Below are 19,007 nucleotides of genomic sequence, written 5' to 3'. Positions count from 1 at the left end.
GGCTCGCGACCCGATGCTCGGAGGCTCGGCGACGCCTGTCGCCTAGATGGGCGGCACTTCCTTGTACGCGAGCTCCAGCTCAATCCCGATGGTCCTCAAGTACCACCGGCGGAGGAAGTAGTACCCCACCCAGAAGACGAAGACCAAGACGACGGCGACCAGGAACCAGTTGCCCAGGATGCCCTTGGACCAATCGATCCCGACGAGGAACGGATACGTCAGGAAGTAGTACAGCATCCAGGCGCTGAAGACCGCCGCGATGACCCCGCAGATCGTTATCACCGGAATGGGGCCGACCTTGTACTTCGAAATCGGGGCGGTCCGGTAGACCTCTTTGCGCGTCCACGGGAAGACCGCGCCGCCCACCGCCGTGCCGATGTACATCACGGTCGCGACGGCGGTCACCGCCAGGGTGTACACCGTGTAGTTCGGGACTAGGTTGTACACCGCGGAGAAGACGAAGCCTCCGAGGATCAGGAAGATGATGTGCGCGTTCACCGGGGTGTGTGTCCGCGGGCTCACCTTGCTCACGAACTTGGGCAGGACGCCGTCGATGGACATGGCCACGGCCACACGCGTCCAGCCAACAATCACGTTGAACACGATTTGAATCGCGTTCAGCAGAATCCCGAAGATCATCAGGACGAGGATAATCGGGTTGTCCGTCAGCATCATGGCCAGAGTGCTGAACCACGGGAGGATGAGCGTGTTGGCGTTCCCCGGGAACGCCAGCCCTGCGAGCCAGTTCTGGTCGACCGTTGCCAGCATCGCGTAGGCGAGGACTCCCATCATCACCATGCTCACGACGCCGCCGCCGAAGTTGATGAACATCTGGTTCCGGAGGCTCTGGGCGCCCTGGATCTCCCCCGCCTGCTCCTGGGCGTATCCGACCCACCCCAGGCTCGTGAGTGCCACGGGGACGACCAAGAGGGTGCTCGCGAAGGCGAGCGTGCTGGCGGGATTGAACCCTGCCGCTTGGGCACCCGGGATCACCTGGTTGTAGTAGTTACCCGCAGGCAGGCCGTTGATGAGGGCTGCCGCGTGGTTGTATCGATCCACGAACACGGAGTGCGGCGTCAGGAGGAACAGTGCGACCATGAGGAAGAAGCTCAGCAGGAAACCGTACCACATGACCCACTGGATCTGGACGAACCAGCGGAAGCTCTTGATCAGGACCAGCGCCGCGATCGTGGAGAAGACCCACGAGGTGATTGTGATGCCCCACGGAGTGATGTACCACGCTCCCCACGCGATGAGCGTGGTGTTGTTCATCGTCACGCCGAGTCCCGTGATCAACGGATACATACCGAGGATCGAGACGAGCCAGCCAGCGAGGGCTTGCCATTGGCAAAAGAACGTGATGATCATCATCGCAACCGTGGCGAAGCCGAACCACGGACGTAATGTACGGCTCTGGAACACATAGTCGCCGCCCGTCCGAGGCATCGCGGACGCGAGGCCCGCGTACACCACCGCCAGGAACGCCGTGAAGATCCCACAGATCACGATGCCCTCCCAGACGTTCGCGTCCGGGAAGAAGGGGATCGTTCCGATGTAGACCCACGGGAAAATGATCCCGATATTCAAGATGTTGTACGCGAAGGCCGAGTACGGAGACATCACCCGGACGAGCCCTGAGGCCCGGCGCGTGAAGACCTGTACCTGTCCCGTCGCGGGCTCACTGCGTCTCGCGAAGACGTCGACGTCGGATCCTGCCGTCTTTCCGCCTCCCCGAATTTCCCCGTGACAGGAACCGTCATGGCTCTTTTCAAGCTTTCGAATGGCCCACGACCGAGGTCGTCGAGACGACGCTCCTCTCCTTCCGATGGAGACAAGCTTATAGAAGCCGGCGCCGCTAGCCCCCCGCCGCGGCAGCACGCCGCCAGTGCGCTCCGTCACCGAGGCGAAACTGGGAGGAGAAGATCTCGCCGAACCCGAACATGGCCCACGAACCCACGTTCGTGGCCCTGAGCGACCAAGACTTCCTGAAGGCCGCGGAGGACATCGTCCGGGCGGCCCATGCGGAAGGGACGGCCCTCCGCATCCTAGGGTCGCTCGCAATCTACGCTCACTCCGCGCACATTCCCGATGCGATCTCCCTGTTCCACGCCCTCGGCCGCGTGAGCGCGGGCACGCCTCTCTTCACGGACCTCGACCTCATGGGGTACGCGAAGCAGGGCCGGTCGATCAGCTCGGTCTTCGAGAAGATGGGCTTCAAGCCCGACAGCATGGTCAACGGGTTCTTCGGCGATCGGCGGCTCATCTATTACGAAGGCGGCGGGAAGTTCCACGTGGACATCTTCCTGGACAAACTGGAGTTCAGCCACGACGTCGAGTTCGGACGGAAGCCGGGTGACGGCCGCCTGGAGCTCGACTTCCCGACGATCACGCTTTCCGACATCGTGCTCGAGAAACTGCAGATCCACAAGATTGCGCGCAAGGACCTTGTGGACCTGATGATCCTGTTCTTCGGACACGATGTGAAGCCCGCGGCAAACGGCGAGAAGGAGGCCGTCGACGCGGGATACATCTCGAGCCTCGTTGCCGACGACTGGGGATTCTGGTACGAGGCAACGCAAAACCTCGCGAAGACGCGGCAGCTCATGGGGACCTTCGTCGCGGAGGGACGGATGAAGCCGGATCAGGTCTCCCGCATCGAAGCCCGCATCGGAGCCCTGGAGGCGGCGCTCCACCGCGTGCCCAAGGGACGACACTGGGAGAAGCGGGCCAAGGCGGGGACCACGAAGCCCTGGTATCGCGAAGTGGAAGAGGTCGTGCGCTAGGCAAGTTCGCCGCAGCGCGGTCAAGGCGGCGGCCGTCGTATTTGGGATCCGGACCACCAGGAACCGTGGCGTGGGCTGAACGTGAGGTCCGAACGTACGGTCCTGCCCTCGGGCACCGCGAGATTGCGGACTTCCTCCTCCTCAGAACGCCCGAGGGTGCGCTCGCCCCGGCAGATACTTTGACGATCGGCTCTCCATGCCCGACCCGTCCATGCGGCGCTTCAGCGGGGAGAAGCCGCAGGGGGGAATTGAACCCCCGACCTGCGCCTGTTTGTCCCCGGATCCGTGCGGATTCGGCGATACCAAGGCGCCGCTATACCACTAAGCCACTGCGGCAGCGGACCGGCCTATCGGCGCGCGTTACTTAGGCCTATCGGTGAATCCCTGAGGAACCGAACGGATTCGCCGCGGTCACTACAACCGTTTCCTCACGTTGAAAGGTTGTCCCCGCGGTTCCGCAGGCCATGGACCTGGCTTCGATCATTCGCTCTCGGCGCAGCATCCGGGCGTTCCAAAAGGCGCCCGTCCCGGAGGCGCTCCTCCGCGAACTCGTGGATCTGGCCAACTGGGCGCCCTCCGCGGGGAACCTGCAGGCGCGGGACTTCATCGTCGTGAGGGACGAGAAGACGAAAGACGCTCTCGCTCAGGCGGCGGATCAGACCGAGCTCGCTCTGGCCGCGGCGGTCCTGGTCATCTGCACGAACGCAAAGCGAATCGCGAAGTACGGCCCGCGGGGGCGGGAACTCTTCTCCGTCCAGGATGCGGCGGCGGCCACCCAGACGTTCCTGCTCGCCGCGCACGAGCGAGGTCTCGGTGCCGTCTGGATGGGCTCCTTCAACGAGGACGAGGTGCGCCAAGTCCTGCACCTCCCGCGATACGCACGGCCCGTCACGTTGGTGGCGCTCGGGTGGCCCGCGGAGAACCCAGCGCCCCCGGAGCGACTCGCGCTCGACGAAGTCCTGCACTGGGAACACTGGTGAGCCGGACCTTCACGCGAAGGCACCGCAGAACCGCAACACGGTCAGCGCCAACGTCCGGGCCATCGTCCGCAGGTCCGAGAGGCTCACGGATTCGTTGGGCCGATGGGCGTGCCGCACGTCTCCCGGGCCGAACAGGACCGCGGGCGTCTTCCCCACGTGGATCAGGAGACGCATGTCCGACCCGTACGTCATCCCTTCAAACGCCGCCGCGGATCCGCTCGCATCCGCGAGCGCACCAGCCACCGTCTGCGGGAGCGGGTGATCGATGGGGACCGAGGCGGGGTGGAACTGGCCGCCCCACCACTCCACCTTGACGGGGTGGTCTCGGAGCCATGCATCCGCGGACGCGGCACGACGGACCGCGACTTCGAGGGCCTTCCGCGCGGCCTCCGGATCCTCGCCCACCCTCACGCCCAGGCGGCCTTCCGCGACGAGGCTCTCCGGGACCGAGGACGACCAGTTCCCCGCCTCGATCCGTCCCAGGCTCAGGGCAAACGGGAGGCGGTAGCGGCGGTACAGGGGGTCTTGCACCTCCCGGTTCCTCTCCCGTTCCAGGTCCAGCAGCGCGGCATGAATCGGAAGGAACTTCTCGAAGGCGCTCACGCCCTCTTCGCGCACGCACGCGTGGGCGGAGAGCCCCGGGACCGTGATGCGGAACGTGAGGGCGCCCGCCTGGGAGGGAGCCACGCGGAGTTGCGTGGGCTCGACGACCACGGCGCCGTCCGCATGGTAGCCGCGGAGACACGCGGCCAAGGTTCCCACGCCACCGTCCTCCTCGCCGATCACGCTCTCGAGGATCACGGAACCGCGCAGGCGGGCACCCGCATCGTGGATCGCTTTGACGGCGAACAACGCGCAGGCAAGGCCTCCCTTCATGTCGACGGAACCGCGGCCGTGGACGCGTCCGTCATGGACCGCGCCCTCCCACGGAGGAAAACGCCAGTTCGCAGGATCGCCGGGAGGGACGACATCCACGTGGCCGTTGAGAATCAGGCTCTTGCCACCGCCCTCGCCGCGTAGGGTTCCCACGACGCCGCGGCCCTCCGTCCGTTCGACCTCCATGGCAAACATGGGATGCGACCGGAGCTGGGCGAGGTCGAGGTTCCAGTCGTCCACGTCCAGATCGATCTCCCGCATCGCCGCGGCCACCTCGTCCTGCGCGTCCCGCTCATGACCGCCGAGACTCGGGATCGCGATGAGCTCCCGAAGGAAGGAAACCAGCCGGTCCATGTCGATCGCATCGAGGACGCGTCGTTCCACTTCGTCCATGGTCGCCATCCTAGCGCCGGAGGATCGGCCGGGTAAGGCACGTAGGGCCACCCTCCGCCTTCAGGGAGATCTCGTTCCCGCGATACGTGCGCACCCGGCAGCCTGCCTTCTCGAGCCGCGCCTTCGTGACCGGGTTGCCCTCGAGCATGACGCACTCGCCCGGCGCGACGGCGAGGACGTTGCAGCCCATGGAATCGAACTCGTCGTCGGGGACGGTGACGAAGCGGAAGCCGCGGTGCACGAGGAGCCCGTGGAGCGGCGTGGGGAGGAGGGGCTCGTAGATGACCGCCAGGTTCGACCGAATCAGGCTGATCAGGGACATCAAGTGGAGGCAGGCGTCCGGCCCCTCACCGTACGGCAGGTCCGCGGACACGGCCTTCACGCCGATCGGCCCCAGCGCCTCCTCGAGTTGCCGCAGACCCTCCTCGTTGGTCCGGAACCCCTGACCCACGGCAAGCGTGCCGTGGTCCACCCACACCAGGTCGCCGCCCTCCGCGCGCGCGTCGTCGTGGAGCTCGTAGAAGATGGGCACGTCCAGCTCTTCGAATCTCCGGCCGATCGCGCTCTCCTCGCCTTCCCGGAGGCGCTTGCCCATCCGCAGGAGAACCGCACCGCGGTCCGTGACGATGGCGGGATCGTGGACGAAGATGGAGTCCGCGCGGCCGGGCTGCGCGGCATCGTGGTAGAGCACCTCGACGCCGGCGTCGCGCATGAGGCCGACGAACGCGTCGTGCTCGGCGCGGGCGATCCCGAGATCCGGCCGCCCCTTGTAGTGCCACGCACGGGGGTCCTCCACGGCGAACGCGGTGTCGGGCCGCCGCACCAGGACGCGGCGGAGCGGGTCCACCATGCTCTGGCAGCCGTAGGACGCGGCCATCGCCTCAGGTCTCCTTTCGATCGCGGCGGAGAATCCCTGCGGCGTATTCAATGCGACGTACGGGTGGGAACGGTCAAGTAATGCCGCCACCTTCGGTGCACCGGATGAAGACCGCCCTCTCCTCCTTCGACCTCAAAGCCCTCGTCGCGGAGTGGCAGGACCTCGTCGGCGCGTACGTCGACAAGGCGTACCAGAAGGAAGGCGAGGTCATCTTCCGGATCAACGTCCCCGGCCGCGAGAAGGTCGAGCTGTACTCCAAGTCGGGACAATGGCTCTGCCTTCACGAGGTCGAGGACAAGCCGGATTCGCCGCCCGCGTTCGCGCAGACGCTGCGGCGGCTGCTCGACAACGCGCGCATCACCGCCGTGGAGCAGCGCTGGTTCGACCGGATCGCGATCCTGACCGTGGACCGGGGCGGCGAGGCGCTCCGGATCATCTTCGAGCTGTTCGGGAAGGGCAACCTGATCGTCACGCGAGGCGACACCACCGTGGCCTGCCTGTACGCGCAGACGTACAAGGACCGCGTCGTGCGCCCGGACGAACCGTACGCGTTCCCGCCCGCAGGAGTCGACCCTTTGGAGCTCGACCGGAACGGGTTCGGAACGACGATCCGGGAGGCCAAGGGTCAGGTCGTCCGCGTCCTCGCGAGCCTCCTCAACCTCGGAGGCCAGTACGCCGAGGAGCTCTGCCTTCGCGCACGCGTGGACAAGGACACGAAGGTGCGGGATCTCGCGGACGCGCAGGTGGACGCGCTCTACACGGCCCTGAACAACATCGTGGTGGCCCTGGACCAGGAGCGCCGGCCCGCGGTGATCTCCAAGGACAAGAGGGCCATCGACGCGACGCCCGTCGAACTCCTGCAGTATGCGCAGGCGGACCGGGAGGAGTTCCCGACGTTCAACGCCGCCCTCTCCCGCTACCTGAATGTCGCGGAGCCCGAGGCGACTCCGCCCGACGAGGTCGCCGCGAAGTTCGAACGCCGAATCGCCCAGCAGGAGGAGACGCTCAAGGCCCTGCGGGACGAGATCATCCGGGACGAGGCGCAAGCGATCTTCCTGTACGGCCATTATCCGCTATTCGATGAGCTGCTGAAAGGGATTCGCGAGGGACGGGACCCGCCCGAGCACGGCCAGATCAAGGCCGTGGACCGGAAGGCGCACACGGTGACCGTGGCCATCGGAGACTTCGACGCGCTCGTCCTCGCCTACGACAAGGACGTCACCGCGAACGCGCAGGCCCTGTACGAGGCGCGGCGCGAGGCGCAGCTCAAGGCGCAGCGCGTCGAAGAGGCCATTGCGACGACGCGGCAGGAGCTCGCCGCCGCGCGCAAGAAGGCGGTCAAGGTCGCGAAGCGCCCGAAGGTCAAGGGCACGAGGGCCATGTGGTTCGACGCCTACCGGTGGACGATGTCCTCGGAGGGCTTCCTGATCCTCGGTGGCCGGGACGCGCGGACGAACGACCAGCTCGTGAAGAAGCACCTCAAGGAGGGCGACCGCTACGCCCACGCGGACCTCCACGGCGCGCCGTCCACCGTGGTCAAGGAAGGATCCAAGGCCGGGGAGGTCACGCTCCGAGAGGCGTGTGAGTTCGCGCTCGCGTACAGCAAGGCCTGGTCCGCGGGAACCGCGAGCGGCAGCGCGTACTGGGTGCTGCCCGAGCAGGTGTCCAAGCAGGCCGAGTCGGGCGAGTTCCTGCCCCGCGGCGCCTTCGTCATCCGCGGCAAGCGGAACTATGTCCACGATCTCCCCGTGCGCCTGGCCATCGGCGAGGTCGAGGTGGAGGGCCATCGGAAGATCATGGGCGGGCCCGTCTCCGCGGTCGTCTCCCGCTCCCCCAAGTACGTCGTCCTCGCACCGGGGAAGGAGGACCGCGAGCGTCTCGCGAAGCGACTTGCGGCGGTCTTCGAGGTGCCCATCGAGGAGATCGCCCGCATCCTCCCGGCGGGAGGCACTGACGTCGTCGAGAGCGTCGGCGTGACCCTGTAAGGGCGCGTTGTTGGACTCCGTGCCGCACTTCTGGTACGGGAGGCGGGCAAATGCTAATGCCGCTTTTCGGACATACCCCGGGGCGTAGGTTCAACGGGGTGAGAGGGTGCGCTCGGATTCTCTTGTCGTGACGCTGCCGGAGGACGACCGTCCCACGAAGTGGTACAACATCGTACCCGACCTGCCCGAGCCCCTGCCGCCGCCCAAGGACCCGGAGGAGGGGCCGTCGCGCGTCAAGCTCCTCCCGGAGCTGCTCCTGGGCGAATGCCTCCGCCAGGAGAACTCGACGCAGCGGTGGATCGACATCCCCGAGGAGATCCAGGAGCTGTACGCCCAGGCGGGCCGCCCGCGGCCGCTGTTCCGCGCGAAGCGCCTCGAACAGAAGCTCGGGACGCCCGCCCACCTGTACTACAAGGCGGAGTTCTACAGTCCGACGGGGAGCCACAAGGTGAACACGGCCCTGGCCCAGGCCTTCTACGCGAGGAAGGAGGGCTACGAGCGCCTGACCACGGAGACCGGTGCGGGGCAGTGGGGGACCGCGCTCGCATACGCCGCGAGCCTCGCGGGCTTGCAGACGACGATCTACTGGGTCCGCGCGGTTCACGACTGGAAGACGCAGCGGCGCGCGTTCATGAAGCTCTACGGCGCGGAGGTGTACGCGTCCCCGAGCCACCACACGAAGACGGGGCGCGAACTCCTCAAAGAGAACCCGAAGCACCCGGGTTCCCTAGGGATTGCGGTCTCCGAGGGCCTCGAGGACGCGCGCGGCGACGACAAGGCGATCTACTGCCTGGGCTCCGTCCTGAACCATGTCCTACTCCACCAGACGGTCATCGGGCTCGAGACGAAGGCCCAGTTCCAGCGCATCGGCGAATATCCGGACGTCATGATCTCGTGCCTCGGAGGCGGCTCGAACTTTGGCGGATTCACGCTTCCCTTCTTTGCGGACGCCATCAACGGCAAGGACATTCGGTTCATCGCGGCCCAGAGCCAGGCCGCACCGAACCTCCAGGGCGAGTATCGCTACGATTTCGCAGACCACGCGGAGATCACCCCGCTCCTGAAGATGTACACCCTGGGTCACCACGCGGAGATGCACCCGATCCGCGGGGACGGCCTGCGGTACCACGGGGCGGCGCCCATCCTCTCGTTCCTGCGGCACCTGGGGTACCTCGACACGGTGGCCTACCCGGCGGATGAGAAGTACGTGTTCGAGCGTGCCCGGACCTTCGTCCAGACGGAGGGGTTCCTTCCCGCGCCCGAGAGTGCCTACAGCGTCGCGTGCGCGATGGACGAGGCCGTGAAATGCAAGGAGAGCGGCGAGAAGAAGACCATCGCGTTCAACATCAGCGGCCACGGCTTCATGGACATGGAGGGATACGCGGAGGTCCTCGGCGTCTGAGGACGCCGGCGGTCCCTCCCTATCACCTTTGCGGAGGCATGCCGGAAGCCCTTTCGCTAACTTGATAAGGGACATCCGCGTGAAAAAGGACCCAAGGCAGTGGGGAGTGGACATCATGGGAGCGCGCATCCGCCTCTTCATCCTCTTCGCGACGCTGACGGCGGTCTTCGTCATCTTCGGCTGGGCGATCGGTTCCTACTTCTTCGCGGACCCCGTTTCGAGCGTGATCCTGTTCCTGATCATGGCCGCGGGCATCAACATCGTGAGCTACTTCCTCTCCGACCGGATGGTCCTCTGGTCGTACCGCGCGAAGATGATCACGGAGGCACAGGCTCCCGACCTGTTCCGGATCGTTCGAGAGGTCTCGCAGAAGGCGAACCTCCCCATGCCGCGGGTCGCCGTGGTCCCGACCCAGACACCGAACGCGTTCGCCACGGGCCGCAACCCGAACCGCGCCGTTGTCGCGGTCACCCAGGGCATCCTCGGGATCCTGACCGAGGACGAGCTGCGCGGCGTGATCGCCCACGAGATCTCCCACGTGAAGAACCGAGACATCCTGGTCATGGCGGTCGCCGCCACGATCGCGGGCGCGATCTCCTACCTGGCCCAGATCGCGATGTGGAACTCGCTCTTCGGGGGCGGGCGCAACCGGAATGCGTCCGAAGGCACGGCCATCATCGCCATCCTCGGGATGATCCTCGCCCCGATCGCCGCCCTCCTGGTCCAGCTCGCCATCTCTCGCAGCCGGGAGACCAAGGCGGACTACAGCGGCGCCAAGACGATCGGCGAGCCCCTCGCCCTCGCCTCCGCGCTCCAGAAGCTCGAGACCGCGAACCGCCGGCGGCCGTTCCAGTTCGGCAGCCCAGCGTCCCAGGGTCTGTTCATCGTGAACCCGTTCGCCGCGACGAGCCTCACGCGGCTGTTCCGGACCCACCCGCCCATCGAGGAGCGCATCCGGAAGCTGCAGGACCTGGCCCGCGGCGTGGACACCTACTGAGCCCGGTCAACCGAACTCGTGCCCGATGTGGCGGCCCGCGCGGGAGTCCAGGTCGCGGATCTTGTCGCGGACCTCGAGGTTGGGCTCCAAGACCTCCCACTCCTCGAGGTAGTTGCGGTCCTTGCACAGGACCGTCGAGCGGCCGTTCTTCACCGCGCGGATCTGGAGGTTCAGGTCCCCGCCGCCCTCGGGGCCCTCGTAGAGCGTGTAGAAGCCGAGGAAGTGGCCAACGATCTCCTCGAAGCCCTGCTGGGGATAGTAGAACCGGAACCGCACGCGGTCCCCGGGATACAGGTCCATCTGGTCGAGGAGCTTCTCGTCCAGGATCTTCGCGTTCTTGAGGATCTGGCGCTCCTCGGACACGTCGTCGCGGACTTCCGCCATGGTGGTCGCGGAGGCCACAGCGGCCCTCCGACTTAAACCCGATGGCGCTCAGAGAATCGGGAGGTACTTCTCGAGCTCGTAGTCCGTCACGTGGACGCGGTAGTCGTCCCACTCCTTCCGCTTGATGTAGAGCCAGTGGGGGAACACGTGGGAGCCGAGGGTCTCCCGCATGAGCTCGGACTTCTCGAATTCGTCCAGGGCCTCCTCGAGGCTTCCGGGGAGGGAGCCGATCCCGAGCTTCCGCCGCTCCGCGGCCGTCAAGGCGTAGATGTCCGTCTCCACGGGCTCGGGCGGGTCGAGCGTCTGGCCGACGCCCGCGAGGCCGGCGGCGATCATGACCGCGTACTGCAGGTAGGGGTTCCCCGCGGAGTCCGGGTTCCGGACCTCCATCCGGGTGCGCATGCCGCGGCCCTGGGGGATGCGGACCATGGCGGAGCGGTTCTTGTTCGCCCAAGAGATGTACACGGGCGCCTCGTAGCCGGGCACGAGGCGCTTGTAGCTGTTCACCCACGACGCGAGGACGGCGCAGTTCTCCCGCGCGTGGGCCAGGACGCCCGCGAGGTAATGGAGCATGAGCTCGGACATCTCCCACTTCGCGGTGGGCTCGAAGAAGGCGTTCTCGCCCTCCGGGGTGATGAGACTCTGGTGGACGTGCATGCCGGTGCCGTTCACGCCGAAGATGGGCTTGGGCATGAAGGTGGCATAGAGCCCGTGCTGGAGGGCGACCGTGCGGATCAGGTGCTTCAGGAAGAGCACGCGGTCGGCGGAGGTCATCGCGTCCGCGTAGCGCAGGTCGAGCTCGTGCTGGCCCGGGGCGACCTCGTGGTGGGTCGCCTCCACGTCGAAGCCCATCATGTTCCCGTAGAACGCGGCCTGCTTGCGGACCATCTCCCCCGCATCCACGGGCAGCTGCTCGAAGTACCGTCCGTTGTCGCTCGGGACGTTCGTGGGGTGGCCGTCCGGTCCGATCTTGAACAGGAAGAACTCGTACTCCGGCCCCGTGTGGGGGACGTAGCCCAGTTCCCGGGCGCGCTTGACCACCCGCTCTAGGATGTAGCGGGGGTCGCCCGCGAACCGGTTCCCCTTGGAGTCGTAGATGTTGCAGACGATTCCCGCGGTCCGCAGGTCGCCCGTGGTCCACGGGAACACCTGGAAGGTCTCCGGCACGGGATGGGCGCGCATATCGCTCTCCTCGATCGTCGCATAGCCCACGACCGAGGAGCCGTCGAACACGACGCCCTCCTCGAAGGCACGCTCGAGCTTGGACACGGGAATCGTGACCGTCTTCACGAACCCGACGAGGTCCATGAACATGATCTGGACGAACTGGACCTCCTCGCGCTTCGCGGTCTCCAGGACTTCCGTCTTCGGATCGTCGTCCGCCATCCCCACCCTCCCGGATTTCCGACGCGCGATGGATGGGCGGTCCATAAAGGTTCTCTTCGAGTCGTCCTTACTTCGTCGGGCGAGGGTGCACGATTCCGAACAGGGCGTACGCCGTGCCCCATCCGTAGAGGAGCACCATCGCGAGGAGGACCACCAAGCCGCCAATGCCCAAGATGTCCCCCGTCAAGGCGTTGCCTGCGAACGCGGCCGCGAACGAGAGGACCACGAGCGCGAGACCCGCGTTCGCAAGGACGAAATCCACGCGTGTCACGCGGCGGGAGACCTTCAGGCCCATGGACGTGAAGGGCGGCAAGACCTCGTGCGTCACCCCGAAGATCTCGAAGCCCGCAAAGCCGAAGAGGTTGATCCACCCGTGGACCGGCACCCATTCCAGGGTCGTGTTGGGTGCAATGCCGAACAGGCTCGCGAACGCCACCCCGAGGATGAGCCACAAGCCGGAGGTCGCCGTGAACATGGAGGCCGGGCGTCGGTGCTCGCTCCGGAGCCAGAGGCTCAGGATGGTGAGAGCGAACAGGATAGCGGCCACCGCCTCGAACACCGCGAATACGGCGAAGACGACCTCCACGGAGGGGTCGTCCAGGAACGGCATCGTCAGCGCGACGAGCGCGGGTCCCGGCAGCGCCATGGCCACGATGACCTTCGCGACCCGCAGATCCGGGACGGCGTCCGCAAACCGGGGGAAGAGGTGGAAGCCCACGCCAAAGACCATGAGGAGGATGAAGCCCAAGGTATACAGGTGGAAGAAGGAGAACCAGCGGTCCGCGGCGATCGGAACGAGCGGCGCGCCTGGGGGCGAGGCAAGGAGGAACCCCGTGGACGCCGCAATCAGGTAGACCACCGCAGCGCTCGTCATCGGAATCCCAAGTCGATCCATCGTGTGGAACCCAGGATGTTTGCCTTGGGGCCCCGCAGCGACCTTGGGGGATCGGACGGTCTTCAGAATCCAGACGAGGAACAAGAGCGTGCCGAGCAGCCAGAGACCCAGGCCCATTGACTCCAGGACCGGGCTGACCCACGGGCTGAGCACGATCAACGAGACGCCTGCGACGGACGCGGCGATTTGCACGAGCGCACCACGCCCGCTCCACATCTCCCGCCCCGAATACAGGGGGACAAACTGCTGGGCCATCCCCATGATCATGAGGCCGACGAACCCGAGGGCCGGGAGGTACAGCCCCCACTCCGCGCCCGACAGGGGGGCGACCAGGACGGCCTGGCCGGCCACCACGGCCCACGCTCGCGCGAGGGAGGAGGCGATCCAGAGGATGAGACAGCCGAGGCTCGCTACGATCGCGACTCGGATCGACGGGTAGCGCGTGCTGCCATCCCCAGGCCGAGACCCGGGCGGCCTACGGGGGCCCGCGGGCCCGGCCTCGCGGCTCGCATGAGGCGACGACCTATTTCAGCCTGTCCCGAACGGGTTCGCGCCGGACGTGCCTAGGCGTCCATGTACCGGTAGAACTCGTACGGCGAGGGTCGCAGCGAGGTCTGGAGGTGCTCGTCGAGCTTGAGCTCCTCGTACTTCTCGAGGAAGTCCTGGCTGAACACGGTCTTCAGGAACATGTAGTCCGTTTGGAGGTGTTCCACGGACTCCTTGAGGGAACCGGGGAGTTCGCGCACGCCGAGGGACTTGCGCTTCGACGCGCTCAGGTGGTAGAGGTCCTCGTCCACGGGGTTGCCGGGGTCAATCTTCCGCTTGATCCCGTCGAGGCCCGCGGATAGGCACGCAGCGAACGCGAGGTACGGGTTGCACGAGGGGTCCGGCGTCCGGTACTCCAGACGCTTCGCCGCCTCGATCCCGCTGTAGTACATGGGGATGCGGATGTTCGCGCTGCGGTTCCGCTTGGACCACGCGATGAACACAGGGGCCTCGTACCCGGGCACGAGCCGGCGGTACGAGTTCGTCGTCGGGTTGGTGAACGCGCAGAGGGATGGGGCGTGGTCCATCAGCCCGCCGATGTAGTAGCGGCACGTCTGGCTGATCTCCGCGTACGTGTCGTCCGGGTCGTACATCATGTTCTTGCCCTTGGTCCAGACGCTCTGGTGGACGTGCATTCCGCTCGCGTTGTCGCCGAAGATCGGTTTGGGCATGAACGTGGCCATCATGCCCATCCGGTGCGCGACCATCTTCATCACATAGCGATACGTGACGCAGTTGTCCGCCTGGGGCACGAGCTCCGTGTACCGCATGTCGATCTCGCACTGGCCCGCGGTCGCCACCTCGTGGTGGTGGGCGTCCAGCGTCATGCCGAAGTCGTCGATCAGGATGCGGCAGGCCTCGTTCCGGAAGTCCACGAGACTGTCCAGGGGCGGCGCCGGATAGTACCCTTCCTTGAACCGGATGGGGAAGTCCTTGCCGCCGTTCTCGTGCCACGGGGCCTCGCGGCTCAGGATCTCGTAGCCGGCGCCGGACCAAGGGTTCCGCGCGTGGTCCGGGGTCGGCGTGAGCCGGATGCCGTCAAACACGAAGAACTCAATCTCGGGGCCCCAGTAGGTCGTGTCGTACCCGGAGTCCTTCGCATACTGGACGGCCTTCTGCGCGATGAACCGGGAGTCGCGCGTGAAGCGCTCGTACGTGCCGCCCTCGTACACGTCGACGATCATCCGGGCGGTCCGGTGCTCCCCATCGTACCACGGAAGAATCGCGAACGTGGCTGGATCGGGCTTCATGACCATGTCCGACTCGTGGATTTCCTTGAAGCCCTTGATCGACGAGCCGTCCAGCTTCCCGATGCCGCGCTTGAAGTCCTCGGCGCCGATCGACGTCGACGGGATCGTGATGTGTTGGAGTCCGCCCACCAAGTCCACGAACTGCAGATCGATCCAGCGGATCTTCTCTGCCTGGATCCGTTTCAGCACGGTGTCTACGCTGGTTGTCTTCTTGGCCGCCATTCGCTTCCTCCCTTCGGAACCCCCGGAAGGGGTTTCGGCCGGACGAAAAGCTCCGTCCTGCCGGTCCGTTCAATAGAAGTGCTACATACTTAAATGGTTAGGTTGTAGTACCGGACATTTGAACGATATGAAACGGATACGTGAGACAATGTTGCGTTCTCAGGCGTACCGCAGGCCCGATGTCGAGCATTTGAACGGCACCGCTAACCTATTGCCCGGGGTGCCCTTCCCGGGGCGACGGCCATGACCCCCATGGTGAAGCTGGACGAGCTCGACCTGCGGATCCTCGCGCTCTTGAACCAGGATGCGCGGAAATCCTACCGGGACATTGCCAGGGAGGTCGATGCGAGCATCAGCACGGTCTCCAACCGAGTCCGGAAACTCGAGTCCGAGGGCGTGATCACGGGCTACGCGCCCCTGATCGACGAGTCCAAGATTGGGTTCGACGTCCTGGCGGTCGTCGGGGTCAAGATTCACAAGGGGAAACTCCTCGAGGACCAGCGACGCATTGCGAAGGACGACCGCGTGAGCCCCGTGTTCGACGTCACGGGAGAGTGGGACTCCATCCTCGTCGTCCGGCTCAAGAGCACGCGGGAGCTCGACGGGTTCATCAAACGGCTCGGATCCATGGAATACGTCGAGAACACGTACACCCAGGTGGTCCTCAATGTGGTGAAGGAGGAGCGGCGAGTTCTTCCCTAGGCTCCGGAATAAAGGGAGTTCCTACCAAACCTATATCATTTCAGAGCCCCCCATAGTTCCTCGGGAGTGGAGGGACATGGCGGGATACCTGAACTTCGACCCGAGCCGGAAGCTCGAGTTCGACTCCGCACGGCCGCTCGAGTTCGATTCGGGCCGCCCCCTGGACTTCCCGCCCTCGCGGGAGCTGGAGTTCCAGCCGAACCGCGACCTGGGATTCGGGCAGCGGGGCGTCGTGTTCCGGGGATACATCTGTCCCATCTGCGGTGCACTCGTTTCCCCCGATGCCACTAGTTGCAACGAGTGCGGCACGGTGTTCGAGGGCCCGCCCACATCGCCCCCGCCTGCCCCTCCCCGCGCGCCGCCGCGAGGTGGTGCGGCGCCCGCCTCGAGCCCGCCGGCATCCGCGCCCCGGAAGGCCGCGCCCGCGAAGCCGAGCGTGGCCTACTGCACGTTCTGCGGTGTCCAGCTCCACGCCGGCGATGCCTTCTGCTGGAACTGCGGTGCGCAGGCGAAGGGAGGGTCGGAGGTCGTCCGACTGCCCGCGAGGAAGCAGACGTCCGCCACCCGCGAGTGGCGGCGTTCCGAGGAGCGTTGAGAGCATGGCATGGCTGTTTGGTCTGAGCCCGTACACCTGGATCATGATCGCGTTCATCGTGCTGCTCTTCCTGGTCATGGCCCTGGGGGACATCGGTGGGATTGATTTCGACCACGACGTGGGGGTGGGTGGCGAGATCGGCGGCGGCATGAGCCCGCTGAGTCTGCCCATCATCTCGTCCTTCGGGGCCGCGTTCGGCGGGTTCGGGACGATCTTCGAGTACCTCGGCTACGGCATCGTCCTCACGCCGCTCCTGGCCGCCGCGTGCGCGGGGCTCGTAGGCGCCGGCATGTATGTCCTCATGGTCAACGTGTTCGTGAAGACCCAAGCGGAGACAAGGGTCGACCTCGAGACGCTGGTTGGGTTCAAGGGCCAGGTCTTGGTCCCGATCCGACCGGGTCAGCCGGGTCAGATCGTCGTGGTTACGGAGGCTCGCGGGCGGACGCTGCTGCAGGCCATCGCCGACCACGAAATCACGACGGACGAGCACGTGGTGGTGGACAGCGTCGTGGGGAACTCGGTGAAGGTACACAAGGTGTGACAGGAAGAGGTGGTTGTTGTGGCGGGCGAGGAGATTCTGAGCTTTGTCATCTTGGGCATCGTGATCGTGGTCTTTGCGGCTATCCTGCTCTATGCGAGCCGGTACAAGAAGGTCCCTCCGAACATGGCCATGGTCGTCTTCGGGAAGAAGCAGAAGGGACGGGGCGGCCGCGGATACCAGGTCCTATCGGGAGGCGCGAAGCTCATCGTGCCCATCGTCGAGTCCGTGGAGTGGCTGCGCCTCGACGTCCGCACCCTGGACCTCGTCGTATCGGACATCGTCACGGACGTCAAGCGCTCGGGGGCCAAGATCAACATCAAGGCCGTCGCCCAGGTCAAGATCTCCTCGGACGAGGCCACGCTGAACACGGCCGCGGAGAACCTGCTCGGGAAGACGGAGCAGCAGGTCGACGAGATCGCGCTGAAGACCCTTGAGGGCCACGTCCGTGGCGTGTGCGCCACGCTGACCGTCGAGGAGGTCAACTCGGACCGGGATGCGATCGCGTCCAAGATCCTCGGCATGGCCGGCAACGACCTGCGGAACATGGGCATCGAGATCCGGTCCTTCGTGATCAAGGAGATCGAGGATGCGCAGGGGTACCTGAACGCCCTCGGGGTGAAGAGGACGGAGGAGGTCAAGCGGGACGCCCGGGTCGGCAAGGCGAACGCGAACCGAGAGGCGACCATCGCCGAGGCCACCGCCGCCCAGGCGGCGGAACAGGCGAACGCCCAAGCCGAAGCGAACGTCGCCCAGTACCACCGGGATCGGGACGTGATCAAGCAGCAATCCGAGGCCACGGTCGAACTCGAGCGAGCGAACAAGGAGATCGCCTTCCAGCTCCAGACCGCCAAGCGGGACCAGGAGCTCATCGTCGAGCAGCGGAAGATCGACATCCGCGCGAAGGAACAGGAGGTCCTCGTCCAGGAGCAGGAGGTCAAGCGCCGCGAGCAGGAGCAGACCGCCGCGCAGGTGGTCCCCGCGAAGGCGGCCGCCGACGCCGTTGCCGCGACCGCGGACGGCGAGAAGCGCAAGCTCATCATCACCGCGGAAGGCGAGAAGGAACGCGCGATCCTCGTGGCCGAGGGCGAGCGGGAGCGCCTCGCCCGCACGGCGATGGGCGAGGCCGAGCGCATCCGTCAGGAAGGGACCGCGGAGGCGGACATCATCCGCCTCAAAGGCGAGGCCCAGGCCTACGCGATCAAGGCCACCGGGCTCGCCGAGGCCGCTGCGATGCAGGCCAAGGCGGAGGCTTGGGAGAAGTACGGCAAGGCCGCGGTCACCCAGCTCATCGTGGAGAAGCTGCCCGAGATCGTCCAGAACGCCGCGAAGTCGCTCGAGACGACCCAGAAGCTCATCATCATGGGCGAACGGGGACCGTCCCAGCTCGTCGGCAGCGTCGTGGACATCGCCGCGACGGCGCCGGCCCTGGTCAAGGCCCTCACCGGGATGGACCTCACGGAGCTGGCGGGGAAGCTGAAAGACGTCACGAAGTGAGGACGTGGACCCGCCCAAGGTCGAGTGGTCCCTTAACCGGGACCCCGACCTCCTTATTGAGATCTGGTCGACGGAGGCCTTGATCGAAGCCGTGCTCGAGGCCCTCCTCGAGGACCCCTCGGCGATGCAGCGCGCGATCGCGGTGCTGACCGGAGGACAGCGGACCGGGAGCGCCTAGAGCGTCATCACGACGACGTCTTTCACGGACCGCATGCCCTTGAAGGGCAGGATGAACCGGCCCTCGGGGTCCGTCTTGAAGTCCTTGCCGCCGACGTTTTCGGCGGGCATGACGAGGACGTCGGACAGCTTTCCGTTCTTCGTGTTCACGATGAAATTGTCGATCGTCCCGAGGATCTGGCCGTCGTTCGTCATGACGGTCTTCCCCCGGAGCTCGGTTGCGAACTTCTTCATCCCATCACCCGCATCGGCGAGGGCCCTCCGCGGCCCCGCCGCGTTGGGATCCCATCCCTTTGTCTGACAGACATCTGACGCGAGCTATATGAGCCTTGTGTCAACGGCCTACGGGATGGACGTCACCGCTCGACCTGCCATTCGCGGGGCGGCGGAGCGCGGACCATGGGCTGCCGCATGCTCTTCAGGAACGGCCAGACACCGCCAAGGATCCCGAACAGAACACCACCAAGGAGGAACCACCACCCGATGGCGGCACCCCAGGACGTCGCGCCCGAGGAGCCCCAG

The 19,007-nt window shown here is 66.0% G+C and carries 18 protein-coding genes and 1 tRNA gene; 10 read left to right on the top strand and 9 right to left on the bottom strand.

Annotation, left to right across the window (positions count from 1 at the left end; all coding sequences use genetic code 11):
- Positions 1-42: 42 nt before the first annotated feature.
- A complete protein-coding gene (locus VEY12_07465; GenBank protein ID HYM39964.1) occupies positions 43-1,620 on the bottom strand; it encodes an APC family permease in 1,578 nt (525 codons plus the stop codon).
- Positions 1,621-1,940: 320 nt separating this feature from the next.
- Here VEY12_07465 and VEY12_07460 point away from each other — a divergent pair, with 320 nt between their 5' ends.
- A complete protein-coding gene (locus VEY12_07460) occupies positions 1,941-2,783 on the top strand; it encodes a hypothetical protein (protein HYM39963.1) in 843 nt (280 codons plus the stop codon).
- 233 nt (positions 2,784-3,016) lie between these two features.
- Here VEY12_07460 and VEY12_07455 read toward each other — a convergent pair.
- Positions 3,017-3,119 (bottom strand) — tRNA-Thr (locus VEY12_07455).
- A gap of 128 nt (positions 3,120-3,247) precedes the next feature.
- Here VEY12_07455 and VEY12_07450 point away from each other — a divergent pair.
- Positions 3,248-3,763 (top strand): nitroreductase family protein, encoded by a 516-nt coding sequence (locus VEY12_07450; GenBank protein HYM39962.1) that lies wholly within the window; start codon positions 3,248-3,250, stop codon positions 3,761-3,763.
- A 9-nt stretch (positions 3,764-3,772) separates the two neighbouring features.
- On the opposite strand, the gene VEY12_07445 is transcribed toward VEY12_07450, so the two are convergent.
- Together VEY12_07445 and VEY12_07440 are read right to left on the bottom strand one after the other, a co-directional pair.
- Positions 3,773-5,032: an ArgE/DapE family deacylase gene (locus VEY12_07445; protein HYM39961.1), complete on the bottom strand. Its 1,260-nt coding sequence runs from the start codon at positions 5,030-5,032 to the stop codon at positions 3,773-3,775.
- 10 nt (positions 5,033-5,042) lie between these two features.
- Positions 5,043-5,909 (bottom strand): arginine deiminase family protein, encoded by an 867-nt coding sequence (locus VEY12_07440; protein HYM39960.1) that lies wholly within the window; start codon positions 5,907-5,909, stop codon positions 5,043-5,045.
- A 104-nt stretch (positions 5,910-6,013) separates the two neighbouring features.
- Between VEY12_07440 and rqcH the strand changes: the two genes are divergently transcribed.
- From rqcH to VEY12_07425, 3 genes are all read left to right on the top strand, one after another.
- The gene (gene rqcH / locus VEY12_07435; protein HYM39959.1) at positions 6,014-7,894 is read left to right on the top strand and encodes a ribosome rescue protein RqcH; all 1,881 of its coding nucleotides are present in this window, start codon (positions 6,014-6,016) and stop codon (positions 7,892-7,894) included.
- A gap of 127 nt (positions 7,895-8,021) precedes the next feature.
- Entirely contained in the window at positions 8,022-9,296 is a 1,275-nt protein-coding gene (locus tag VEY12_07430; GenBank protein HYM39958.1) for a TrpB-like pyridoxal phosphate-dependent enzyme, read from the top strand.
- A gap of 115 nt (positions 9,297-9,411) precedes the next feature.
- The gene (locus VEY12_07425; GenBank protein ID HYM39957.1) at positions 9,412-10,293 is read left to right on the top strand and encodes a zinc metalloprotease HtpX; all 882 of its coding nucleotides are present in this window, start codon (positions 9,412-9,414) and stop codon (positions 10,291-10,293) included.
- Between the two features lie 6 nt (positions 10,294-10,299).
- Here VEY12_07425 and VEY12_07420 read toward each other — a convergent pair whose 3' ends face one another.
- The 4 genes from VEY12_07420 to glnA all read right to left on the bottom strand — a co-directional run bounded on the left by VEY12_07420 (position 10,300) and on the right by glnA (position 14,976).
- On the bottom strand, positions 10,300-10,695 hold the full coding sequence (locus VEY12_07420) for a hypothetical protein (protein HYM39956.1): 396 nt from the start codon (positions 10,693-10,695) through the stop codon (positions 10,300-10,302).
- A gap of 30 nt (positions 10,696-10,725) precedes the next feature.
- Positions 10,726-12,063, bottom strand: coding sequence for a glutamine synthetase family protein (locus tag VEY12_07415; protein ID HYM39955.1), 1,338 nt, complete (start codon positions 12,061-12,063; stop codon positions 10,726-10,728).
- Positions 12,064-12,130: 67 nt separating this feature from the next.
- Positions 12,131-13,312 (bottom strand): hypothetical protein, encoded by a 1,182-nt coding sequence (locus VEY12_07410; protein ID HYM39954.1) that lies wholly within the window; start codon positions 13,310-13,312, stop codon positions 12,131-12,133.
- A 209-nt stretch (positions 13,313-13,521) separates the two neighbouring features.
- Positions 13,522-14,976 (bottom strand): type I glutamate--ammonia ligase, encoded by a 1,455-nt coding sequence (gene glnA, locus VEY12_07405; GenBank protein ID HYM39953.1) that lies wholly within the window; start codon positions 14,974-14,976, stop codon positions 13,522-13,524.
- 243 nt (positions 14,977-15,219) lie between these two features.
- Between glnA and VEY12_07400 the strand changes: the two genes are divergently transcribed.
- The 5 genes from VEY12_07400 (at position 15,220) to VEY12_07380 (ending at position 18,486) form a co-directional block, all read left to right on the top strand.
- Positions 15,220-15,678, top strand: coding sequence for an Lrp/AsnC family transcriptional regulator (locus VEY12_07400; protein ID HYM39952.1), 459 nt, complete (start codon positions 15,220-15,222; stop codon positions 15,676-15,678).
- Positions 15,679-15,754: 76 nt separating this feature from the next.
- Entirely contained in the window at positions 15,755-16,273 is a 519-nt protein-coding gene (locus VEY12_07395) for a zinc ribbon domain-containing protein (protein HYM39951.1), read from the top strand.
- A gap of 4 nt (positions 16,274-16,277) precedes the next feature.
- Positions 16,278-16,814 carry a hypothetical protein gene (locus VEY12_07390; GenBank protein ID HYM39950.1) on the top strand — a complete coding sequence of 179 codons (537 nt, stop codon included), beginning with the start codon at positions 16,278-16,280 and terminating at the stop codon, positions 16,812-16,814.
- 18 nt (positions 16,815-16,832) lie between these two features.
- Positions 16,833-18,308 carry an SPFH domain-containing protein gene (locus tag VEY12_07385; protein ID HYM39949.1) on the top strand — a complete coding sequence of 492 codons (1,476 nt, stop codon included), beginning with the start codon at positions 16,833-16,835 and terminating at the stop codon, positions 18,306-18,308.
- Positions 18,309-18,312: 4 nt separating this feature from the next.
- Entirely contained in the window at positions 18,313-18,486 is a 174-nt protein-coding gene (locus tag VEY12_07380; protein ID HYM39948.1) for a hypothetical protein, read from the top strand.
- On the opposite strand, the gene VEY12_07375 is transcribed toward VEY12_07380, so the two are convergent.
- Positions 18,483-18,719, bottom strand: coding sequence for a PRC-barrel domain-containing protein (locus tag VEY12_07375; GenBank protein ID HYM39947.1), 237 nt, complete (start codon positions 18,717-18,719; stop codon positions 18,483-18,485). The two genes, VEY12_07380 and VEY12_07375, sit on opposite strands and share 4 nt — an antisense overlap.
- Positions 18,720-19,007 lie beyond the last annotated feature (288 nt).

Source organism: Thermoplasmata archaeon (assembly GCA_035632695.1).
In the GTDB taxonomy this organism is placed as follows: Archaea; Thermoplasmatota; Thermoplasmata; order RBG-16-68-12; family RBG-16-68-12; genus RBG-16-68-12.
The sequence above is the reverse complement of the archived record's forward strand: the minus strand, read 5'-3'. Positions and strand labels throughout refer to the sequence as shown.